Raw genomic sequence first — 9,666 nt, 5'->3', positions numbered from 1 at the left:
ACACAGATTGTTGGCAAATGCCGGCAATGCCAATAACCAACCCAGTGTTATCAGCAGCAGCTGGTTACAACGTCTCCACCACGCACGACTAGAAACACCAGGCGTGCGGCAGCCTCGGTCCAGAAAACCCATTTTTGGAACGCCCCTTAATCAACAGACGACAACGTGCCGCCGGCAATGCGCCGGCCAGACCCGCTTGTTCGGTAATGGATGTCGCTACCGCACATGCGCATGCGGCAACGAGCAAGGCGGAAAGACAGGAGGAAAAACGCGGATATTCAGAAAACTAGGGACGAGCGAAGCCAGCACGGTAAACCGTGGCGACAAAACCCATTAAGCGGTTTAGATAGCGGCGAATGGTCATTGCACTTTGCGTGCAGACCGCATGTAAACCCGACCGGCTGGAGTAGAACACCCACAGCAACGGCAAGTTCAACCTAGAACGCCCCCGCTCATTGACCCACTGCCTGATCCCGCAACATCAATGGCCTGGTAATACGCGGCGAATCACTCTGTTTGCCGCGCCCCGACTTGCTCCACGACCGCACCACCACAGCATGCGACGCATGGAACAAAGCAAGAGATTCCCAGCCCCCCCTGACTACCGCCAATCTTCTATTTAATTCAATGGCTTATGTAAAACGCGATACCCATGGCACTTTGCGCCGCACGGTCGCGGCAGCGCCTTATTCGTCATCGTCGGCACGTAATGTGCCTCTTCTTGCGAGGGCGGATCATAGCGCATTCACATTGTGCATTCAACAGTGAATTATTTAAAACACACCAAACACCGTTTCGACATCATCCGCCCATGGATAACCAATATCCCAGGCCAGAAAAACACCCCCTTTCGTTTTCATTTTTTTAACATTGGGTGCCGGCAATGTGCTTAGAAAAATGTCCCGCAAGCAAAACAAATAAGCATTCATTCAAACATGCAATGCAGTTTAGAGCCGCTCATAATCAATAGACGTCTCGCGAGCAATTCCATCTGATGGTTTAAACCATTCGTGCACGCAACCCAGCCAAAAGAAGCTCCCTCGACTTACCGACGGCCCATGGCCACCTTCCGCCCGCAGTGGCAGGGGCGATAAGATGCGGCAGACCCCGACACCCGACATCCCCGCCATGACAGAACGCATCCTCCTCAGCATCGACGCCGGCGTGGCCGAAGTCCGGCTCAACCGGCCCGAGAAGATGAACGCCATCGACCCGGCCATGTTCGAGGCCCTGGTCGCAACCGGTGAACGCCTGATGAATGAACCAGACTTGCGCGCCGTGGTGTTGTCCGGCGAAGGTCGCGCGTTCTGCGCCGGGTTGGACATGGGCAGCATGGCAAGCCTCGGCAAGGGCGACAGCGGATCAGACATTGGCGCTGGCCGGTTGGCTCGGCGCACGCATGGATCGGCCAACCTGCCGCAGTACGCCTGTACGGTCTGGCGCGAACTGCCAGTGCCGGTGCTGGCGGCAGTGCATGGCGTCGCTTACGGCGGTGGGCTGCAGATTGCGCTGGGTGCAGACGTCCGCTACGTGCGCGCCGACACGCGCATGTCAATCATGGAAGTCAAATGGGGCCTGGTGCCCGACATGGGCGGCATGGCCCTCACGCGTGGCCTCGTGCGGCCCGACCGGCTGCGCGAGCTGATCTATAGCGGGCGCGTTGTCAACGGTGACGAAGCCTGCGCCCTGGGTCTGGCAACCCACGTGGTCGACGACCCGCATGCGGCAGCCCTGGCGGCAGCGCGAGAAATTGCGCATAAGAGCCCAGACGCCATCCGTGCAGCCAAGCGCCTGATGCGCGTTGTGGAGGATGGCGATACCGCTGCCATCCTGCTGGCGGAATCGATTGAGCAGGACCGCCTGATCGGCGCGGCTAACCAGCGTGAGGCGGTGCTCGCCGGCATGGAAAATCGCGCACCGGCGTTTCAGCCGGCCGCGAAGCACTCGAACAGCTAGTTCAACGGAAGCGATGCACTCAGGCGGCGACGGGCTTGCCGCCGAGCGCCGCACGCATGGCGCGCGAACGGCTGACCACCTCGTCACGCAGCGGCGCGCGCAGGCCCATCGCAAAGGCGGTCTCGGCCACCAGAAACAACGGGCCAACCACCAGCCCGACCAAGTCATCGACAAAGGCCGGTTTGCGCCCTTCGTAGTAGTGGCCGACAAACTGGATGATCCAGCCGATCACAAACGCGCCGATGCCCGCTGACAGCCAAGCCGCCACGGAATGCCCGGCCACCTGCTGGCCAACCCACACGCACAGGCCGATCAGCACAAACATCACCACGCCAAACGCCACATCCAGGCGCAGGTAGAACACCGTGACGGCCGCAAGTAGGAACAGCGCCGGCGTTACAGCCACCCCGCCGGGCAATGCTGCAAACACGGGGCGGGACAGCAGAATCGCCACCGCCAGCACAATGGCCGGGATGCCGACAAAGTGCGTGGCGATATTCCGGCCGTCCTGGTGGTAGGCCGCGTAATTGGAAAGGTGGTCTGACAGGCTGCGCATTGTGGTCTCCGGTTTTGTGCGTTTGCAGCATGGACGCTGCAGTTGCCCCCTCGTTATCATCCTTTCATCTTAGTCAGCAGATGGAACGGCGCTCTGTCACATAGCCGACAAATTCGCCTTGTCCGTTGCCCCTCCACTGCCGGCCCTATGGACCGCTCCGCTCCCCTTCACCCACCCGCAGATGCTGCGTCGTACCGTGAACGCCTGCATGCCAGCAGCTGGTTCGGCGCGCTCGACGTATCGCTACAAGACGCGTTGATTGGCATTGCCGCCGTGCGCCGCTTGGGCGCGGGCGATGTGCTGTTCCGGCGCGGCGATCCACCCGACGGGTTGTATTGCGTGGTGGAGGGCACGATCTGCATCGGCGCCACCAGCGCAGAGGGGCGCGAAGCCCTGTTGGCGGTGCTGGAACCCGTCAACTGGTTTGGCGAAATTGGTGTTTTCGACCGCCAGCCGCGCACCCATGACGCCCGCGCCGACGCCAGTACCACGTTGCTGCACATGCCGCAGGCTGCGCTGATCGCCCTGCTGGACAGCACCCCGGCCCTGCTGCATGCCTTCGCCCTGCTGCTCACGCACAAGCTACGGCTGACCTTCACCGTGCTGGAAGAAACCGCCCTGCTGCCCGCCTCCGTGCGCGTGGCCCGGCGCTTGCTGTTGATGGCCGACGGTTACGGCGACCTGCGTCTGGGCACCCGCCGCGTGCTGCGGGTGCCGCAGGAGCAGCTTGCACAGTTGCTGGCGCTGTCCCGCCAGACCGTCAATCAGGTGCTCAAAGACCTGCAGGCACGCGGGATACTCAAGGTGGCTTACGGCGAGATTGAACTGCTGGACTTCGCCGGATTGCGTGATCTAGCCCGGGGTGAGGGTTGAATCACCAACCAATGCCCCTACATGCGGTCAGATAGGACCGATCCTATAATGTGTTCCCACTCGCACATTCGCCCTTCGCATGGTGTGGAGGGCGTGAAGCGAGACTTTCTCCAAGAGATCCATCATGCCCCGCCAGACCCCCATCGAGCGCTATCGCAACATCGGCATCTCAGCGCACATCGACGCCGGCAAAACCACCACGACCGAGCGCATCCTGTTCTACACCGGGGTCAATCACAAGATTGGCGAGGTGCATGACGGCGCGGCCACGATGGACTGGATGGAGCAGGAGCAAGAGCGCGGCATCACCATCACGTCCGCCGCCACCCACTGCATGTGGAAAGGCATGGCGGGTAACTACCCCGAGCACCGCATCAACATCATCGACACCCCCGGGCACGTCGATTTCACCATCGAGGTGGAACGCTCTATGCGCGTGCTGGATGGCGCGTGCATGGTCTACGACTCCGTGGGCGGCGTGCAGCCGCAGTCGGAAACCGTCTGGCGCCAGGCCAACAAGTACAAGGTGCCGCGCATCGCGTTCGTCAACAAGATGGACCGCATCGGCGCGGATTTCTTCCGCGTTGAGCGCCAGATGCGCGAGCGCCTGAAGGGCAACCCAGTGCCGATCCAGATTCCCGTTGGCGCGGAAGACGGTTTCCGTGGCGTGGTCGACCTCGTCAAGATGAAAGAGATCCTGTGGGACGATGCCTCGCAGGGCGTGAAGTTCGAGTACGTCGACATCGACCCGGCGCTGCTGCCCATCGCCCAGGAATGGCGCGAAAAGATGGTCGAAGCCGCAGCCGAGGCGAGTGAAGAGCTGCTCAACAAATACCTCGGCGGCGAAGAGCTGACCGAGGAAGAGATCAAGCGCGCCCTGCGCAAACGCACCATCGCCGGCGAAATCCAGCCGATGCTGTGCGGCTCCGCGTTCAAGAACAAGGGCGTGCAAGCGATGCTCGATGCGGTGGTTGACTACCTGCCCTCGCCGGTGGACATTCCCGCCATTGAAGGCCACGGCGAAAAGGACGAGCCGCTGGAGCGCCATCCGAGCGACAGCGAGCCGTTCTCCGCGCTCGCCTTCAAGATCATGACCGACCCGTTTGTCGGCCAGCTCGCGTTCTTCCGCGTGTACTCGGGCAAGATCAACTCGGGCGATACGGTCTACAACTCGGTCAAGCAGAAGAAGGAGCGCCTGGGCCGCATCCTGCAGATGCACGCCAACCAGCGCGAAGAGATCAAGGAAGTGCTGGCCGGCGACATTGCCGCCGCCGTGGGCCTGAAAGACGTGACGACCGGCGAGACGCTGTGCGACCCCGAAAACGTGATCGTGCTGGAGCGCATGGAATTCCCCGAGCCCGTCATCAGCCAGGCCGTGGAACCCAAGACCAAGGCTGACCAGGAAAAGATGGGCATCGCCCTGAACCGCCTGGCACAGGAAGACCCGTCGTTCCGCGTGAAGACGGATGAGGAATCGGGCCAGACCATCATTTCCGGCATGGGCGAGCTGCACCTGGAAATCCTGGTCGACCGCATGAAGCGCGAGTTTGGCGTGGAAGCGACCGTCGGCAAGCCGCAGGTGGCGTACCGCGAAACCATCAAGAAGGCCGCCGAAGACGTCGAAGGCAAGTTCGTCAAGCAGTCGGGCGGGCGCGGCCAATACGGCCATGCGGTCATCACGCTGGAGCCGAACGAGGGCAAGGGCTACGAGTTCGTCGACGAGATCAAGGGCGGTGTGATCCCGCGCGAGTTCATCCCGGCGGTGGACAAGGGCATCCGCGACACGCTCAACACGGGCGTGCTGGCCGGCTACCCGGTGGTGGATGTGAAGGTGCGCCTGACCTTCGGCTCGTACCACGATGTCGACTCGAACGAAAACGCGTTCCGCATGGCCGGTTCGATGGCCTTCAAAGACGCGATGCGCAAGGCCGGCCCCATCCTGCTCGAACCGATGATGGCCGTGGAAGTGGAAACGCCCGAAGACTACATGGGCAACGTGATGGGCGATCTCTCTTCACGGCGCGGTATGGTGCAAGGCACGGAAGACATCGCGGGTGGCGGCGGCAAGATCGTCAAGGCCGAGGTGCCGCTGGCCGAGATGTTCGGGTACTCCACCGCGCTGCGCTCCGCCACACAGGGCCGCGCGACGTACACGATGGAGTTCAAGCACTACGCGGAAGCCCCGCGCAATGTGTCTGAAGCGGTGATCTCGGCCAAGAAGGTCTAAGGCTGTTTTGCTTCATCCGCTGCGGCCGCCTCGTGCGGCCGCAGTGCTTTGCGGGCTAACCCGCGGGCAGGTTCTCAACACAGAAATCGATGAACGCATGCACCTTGGCCGGCAGGTGGCGCCGCGATGGGTACAGCGCGTACAAGGCAAAGCGTTCGTCCGGCCAGTCGGGGAACAGGTCGACCAGTTGGCCGCTGCGCCGCAGGTCTTCCGTACCCAGCGCCATCACCTGGGCAATGCCCGCCCCCGCCACGCACGCCGCGTGCATCGTGCGCACGTCCGACACCATCAACCGCCCGGCGGGCCGGATCTCGATGCGCTCGTCCTTGCGCCAGAACTCCCACTCGTAGGGGCGCCCCGTGACCGGGTTGTAGAACAGGATGCGCTCGTGTGACGGCACATCGCGCGGGTGCGCGGGTTTTCCGTGACGGGCGATGTAACCCGGCGACGCCACGGTCACGATGCGCGTGTCGATCAATTTGCGCGCCACGAACGAGCCCACCGGCGGTGGCCCGAATCGGATCGCCAGATCAAACCCATCGGCCACCAGATCGCCCACGTCGTCACGCATGATGAGCTCCAGCGACAGATCAGGATGGCGCTCCAGGAAACCTGCCACCGGCGTCGCCAACGCCATCCGCGAGAAAAACGGATCGACGTTCACCCGCAGTCGGCCCTGCACAGCGCCCGCTGCGCCCGAAGCCATGGCAGCGGCCTCGGCGATACCCGTCAGGTGCGGGCTGACTTGCTCGTAGAGGCGTCGGCCCTCATCAGTCAACGTAAGCGAACGCGTAGTCCGCTCGATCAGGCGCACGCCAATGCGCGCCTCCAGCCGACTGACCGCACGGCTCACCCCGGACGGCGACAACCCCAGCGCATCGGCCGCACGTACGAAGCTGCCGCTTTCTGCCACGGCTGCCAGCAGCGTGATGCCAGAGAACAATTGCCCATCGAACGTCATGCAAACCCCTTCTGCCCGTCGTCATTACGTGATTTTTTTCACGAATAATTTGCATGTTACGCACTTTATTCAAAGCTGAGTGATCGGCACCATGGCGGCCTGTTCACCCGTTGGTCCCTCCGTTCACTCATCAAGCAACCCAAGGAGCCGCACATGCAGCACGCATTGAAGACGCAAGGTGTTTCCATCCCCCGGCTGGGGCTCGGCACATTCCGCGTGCCCAATGAAGATTGCCAGCCTGTGGTCGAAAGCGCGCTGGCGCTTGGCTATCGGCACATCGACACCGCCGCGATGTATGCCAACGAGGCCGCCGTGGGCGCGGCCATCGCAGCCTCGGGTCTGCCACGCGACGAGATCTTCGTCACCACCAAGGTCTGGCATGACCAACTCGCGCCGCAGGCCGTCCCGCAGGCGCTCGAACAGAGCCTCGCCAGGTTGAAGCTGGATTACGCCGATCTGTATCTCGTCCATTGGCCGGCACCAGGCATGGACATGGCGGCCACCATGGAAGCCATGATGGCGCTACGTGAGAGCGGCCGCGTGCGTGCCATCGGCGTGTGCAACTTCAACCTGCCGATGCTCAAGACCGCCATTGACACCATCGGTGCGCCGCTGGCCTGCGTGCAGGTGGAATACCACCCGTTTCTGGATCAGTCGGCGCTGCTGGCTTATCTGGGTGGCAGGGGAATTCCGCTCACTGCCTACGCTCCGCTGGCACAAGGGCGCGTGGCGGAGGATGCCATGTTGCAGGCCATCGGCCGCAAGCATGGCGCGTCGGCAGCCCAGGTGGCCATTGCATGGCTGATGGATCAGCCCAACGTGATGGCCATCCCCAAGGCCCAGCGGCGCGAAAGCCAGCAGGCGAACCTCGACGCATTGAACCTGCGCCTGGACGACGCAGACCGCGCCGCCATTGCCGCCCTGCCCAAGACGCTGCGCTACGTGCAGCCAACCTTCGCGCCGGATTGGAATGCGGTGTCCGCCTAACGCTTCAGCGTAACCAAGTCAGCCACGCGTACACGGCCCCCGCCGCAACCACCAGGAACGGGATCGAGTACGCGTGGAATGCCAGCCAGGCACGCCGATCCCCCGCCATGCGCAGCGCGATCAGGTTGGCCAGCGAGCCAATGAGCGTGCCAAACCCGCCCACGCTCACCGCAAAGGCAATCAACGGCCAATCGTGCGAATACTCGGCCAGCAGGATCGCGGCCGGCACGTTGCTGATGACCTGCGACACGCCAATGCCGGCCCAGTACAAATGCATCGGATTGGCCAACGCCAATGCATCCAGCGTCTGCCGTACCACGCCAAGCTGAGCCACCAGACGCAGGTCGATGAACATCAACACGAACACCAGCAACAGGCCCCAGTCCACCCGCGCCAGCACGTAGCGCGCGCCAATAAGGTAGAGCACGACCAGTCCGGCCAGCGCTGCAAGCGGATACCCCAGGTCAGTCAGCACCAGAAACGGCACGTACAGCGCCAGCGCTGGCAGCAGCAGGCGCTTGTGCACTTCCACATCACCCGTTTCGGCGTGCAGATGGATTTCGTGCGATGGAAACGCCAGCCACGTGGCCACCAGCAGCAGCACAGTCAGCAAGGCGACCATCGGCGCCATCTGCCAGACAAACGCCCCGAAGGACAACCCAGACTGGTGCCATAGGAAGAGGTTTTGCGGATTGCCGATCGGTGTGAGCGCCGAGCCTGCATTGACAGCCAGCGCCTCAAAAATAACCAACCGCGTGACCGGCAACTTCGCCACCTGCCGTAAGCCGACGGTCAACGGCACGATCACGAACAATGCGACATCGTTGGTCAGCAACGTCGACAACGCCGCCGACGCGCCCACCAGGCTGAGCGCGAGCACGCGTTCGCTGCTGACGGCATCAACCAGACGCACGCCAAGCAATTGCAGCATGCCGCTGGACTCAACCGCCTTGGTCAGGATCAGCAAGCCGGCCAGCGCAGCAATCGTGTGCCAGTCGACCAACGATGGATAGTCGGCCACGCGCTGCGGCGACACGATCGAAAACGCACCGCAGACGAGCAGCAGCAGCCAGAAGAAAACGTCGCGTTTGAGGTGGTGCCAGAACGGCGGGTGATGCTGCGCGGCAGAGGCCGGATGGGGCGCCGGCATGGCTTGTGCCACGCGCGTACGAGACGGACTGCCGTGCATACGAAAAAACGGAAAGGGAAACGTTGGCGCAGATGCGCACAAACCAACCGGGCGTGGTTTGCCCGGCCGATTGTACGTGCAGCAGCCTCAGTCGCTCAACGCAAGCGCGCAGCCGCAGACCGGGCGCGCGGGGCGCACCCGATCAAGGCTTGCCAGCTCGCTTACGACTCGCGCGAGCCGCCCGGACGATCCGAGCCGCCAGACGAACCCGTACCGCCAGCGCTCGGGCGATCGCTCGTGCCGCTGGCGCCACTCGGGTGGTAGGCCGCCTGCGGGGTACGCTCCGGACCGCGATACTGGCCTGCCAGGCCGTGACCGCCGGTCGAGCCGCCCATCGAACCGGACTGGCTGGCCTCGGTGCTCGACACACCGCCTTGCAGCGGCTGGGTCGGATGGCTGGCAATCACGCGCTCGATCTCGGCAACCGCCTCGCGCGGGGCCAGCACGACTTCCAGCCCCAGCGCGCCGGCCACGGCCATCAGCGTCGACAGGCGCGGGTCGGCGCGACCGGATTCCGCGCGCAAATACGCTTCGCGGGAGATGCCGGCCATCTTGGCGACGTCTTCCTGTTTGAGCTTGCGCGACTTGCGCAGACTGTGTAACTGCTTGAAGGGCTGTTCCATCTGTTCGCTCCTGCACCTGAGATGGGAAACACCGCCGGGCCGGGGGGACCCGCACGATGGGCTGAAAACAAAGCGAATGTCGGGTGCGCTGCACCTTGATTCGCGGTCGTACACATGTGTGCGGTCGGTGTCGTCGTTCTATTGCACACCGTTGCACACGCTTTGGGTGGCGGCCTCCGCGATGTGTTTTCTACAGAGTAGACGTAATTTCGACTGCACCCAACATTGACGCGTGATGAAAGCGCATCCCGTCATCTGTGTTTACCGTGACAAGCCCGGTAAGGGGTCGGTTCC

Annotated in this window: 8 protein-coding genes; 4 read left to right on the top strand and 4 right to left on the bottom strand. The window is 63.0% G+C overall.

Features of this window, described 5'->3' with window-relative positions; all coding sequences use genetic code 11:
• Positions 1–1,128 precede the first annotated feature (1,128 nt).
• A complete protein-coding gene (locus F7R11_RS23675) occupies positions 1,129–1,956 on the top strand; it encodes a crotonase/enoyl-CoA hydratase family protein (RefSeq protein ID WP_064807312.1) in 828 nt (275 codons plus the stop codon).
• A gap of 19 nt (positions 1,957–1,975) precedes the next feature.
• On the opposite strand, the gene F7R11_RS23670 is transcribed toward F7R11_RS23675, so the two are convergent.
• Positions 1,976–2,512, bottom strand: a complete 537-nt coding sequence (locus tag F7R11_RS23670) for an Mpo1 family 2-hydroxy fatty acid dioxygenase (protein WP_021194037.1) — start codon at positions 2,510–2,512, stop codon at positions 1,976–1,978.
• A 147-nt stretch (positions 2,513–2,659) separates the two neighbouring features.
• Here F7R11_RS23670 and F7R11_RS23665 point away from each other — a divergent pair, with 147 nt between their 5' ends.
• Both F7R11_RS23665 and fusA read left to right on the top strand, forming a co-directional pair.
• A complete protein-coding gene (locus F7R11_RS23665; protein WP_064807314.1) occupies positions 2,660–3,385 on the top strand; it encodes a Crp/Fnr family transcriptional regulator in 726 nt (241 codons plus the stop codon).
• Between the two features lie 124 nt (positions 3,386–3,509).
• Positions 3,510–5,612, top strand: coding sequence for an elongation factor G (gene fusA, locus F7R11_RS23660; RefSeq protein WP_064807316.1), 2,103 nt, complete (start codon positions 3,510–3,512; stop codon positions 5,610–5,612).
• Between the two features lie 55 nt (positions 5,613–5,667).
• Here fusA and F7R11_RS23655 read toward each other — a convergent pair whose 3' ends face one another.
• Positions 5,668–6,573, bottom strand: a complete 906-nt coding sequence (locus F7R11_RS23655) for a LysR family transcriptional regulator (RefSeq protein ID WP_064807318.1) — start codon at positions 6,571–6,573, stop codon at positions 5,668–5,670.
• 153 nt (positions 6,574–6,726) lie between these two features.
• On the opposite strand from F7R11_RS23655, the gene F7R11_RS23650 reads away from it, so the two are divergent.
• Entirely contained in the window at positions 6,727–7,560 is an 834-nt protein-coding gene (locus F7R11_RS23650; protein ID WP_064807320.1) for an aldo/keto reductase, read from the top strand.
• 4 nt (positions 7,561–7,564) lie between these two features.
• Here the strand turns inward: F7R11_RS23650 and F7R11_RS23645 are convergent, their stop codons facing one another.
• Together F7R11_RS23645 and F7R11_RS23640 are read right to left on the bottom strand one after the other, a co-directional pair.
• On the bottom strand, positions 7,565–8,749 hold the full coding sequence (locus tag F7R11_RS23645; protein WP_064807322.1) for an anion transporter: 1,185 nt from the start codon (positions 8,747–8,749) through the stop codon (positions 7,565–7,567).
• 161 nt (positions 8,750–8,910) lie between these two features.
• On the bottom strand, positions 8,911–9,372 hold the full coding sequence (locus F7R11_RS23640) for a helix-turn-helix transcriptional regulator (protein ID WP_064807324.1): 462 nt from the start codon (positions 9,370–9,372) through the stop codon (positions 8,911–8,913).
• Positions 9,373–9,666: the final 294 nt, after the last annotated feature.

It is taken from the genome of Ralstonia insidiosa (assembly GCF_008801405.1).
GTDB lineage: Bacteria > Pseudomonadota > Gammaproteobacteria > Burkholderiales > Burkholderiaceae > Ralstonia > Ralstonia insidiosa.
This window is presented reverse-complemented; position numbering and strand designations above follow the sequence as displayed.

Bases quoted from the DNA above. Each gene is read 5' to 3' on its own strand.
- F7R11_RS23675 (WP_064807312.1), top strand. From the start codon at position 1,129: ATGACAGAACGCATCCTCCTCAGCATCGACGCCGGCGTGGCCGAAGTC.
- F7R11_RS23670 (WP_021194037.1), bottom strand. From the start codon at position 2,512: ATGCGCAGCCTGTCAGACCACCTTTCCAATTACGCGGCCTACCACCAG.
- F7R11_RS23665 (WP_064807314.1), top strand. From the start codon at position 2,660: ATGGACCGCTCCGCTCCCCTTCACCCACCCGCAGATGCTGCGTCGTAC.
- fusA (WP_064807316.1), top strand. From the start codon at position 3,510: ATGCCCCGCCAGACCCCCATCGAGCGCTATCGCAACATCGGCATCTCA.
- F7R11_RS23655 (WP_064807318.1), bottom strand. From the start codon at position 6,573: ATGACGTTCGATGGGCAATTGTTCTCTGGCATCACGCTGCTGGCAGCC.
- F7R11_RS23650 (WP_064807320.1), top strand. From the start codon at position 6,727: ATGCAGCACGCATTGAAGACGCAAGGTGTTTCCATCCCCCGGCTGGGG.
- F7R11_RS23645 (WP_064807322.1), bottom strand. From the start codon at position 8,749: ATGCACGGCAGTCCGTCTCGTACGCGCGTGGCACAAGCCATGCCGGCG.
- F7R11_RS23640 (WP_064807324.1), bottom strand. From the start codon at position 9,372: ATGGAACAGCCCTTCAAGCAGTTACACAGTCTGCGCAAGTCGCGCAAG.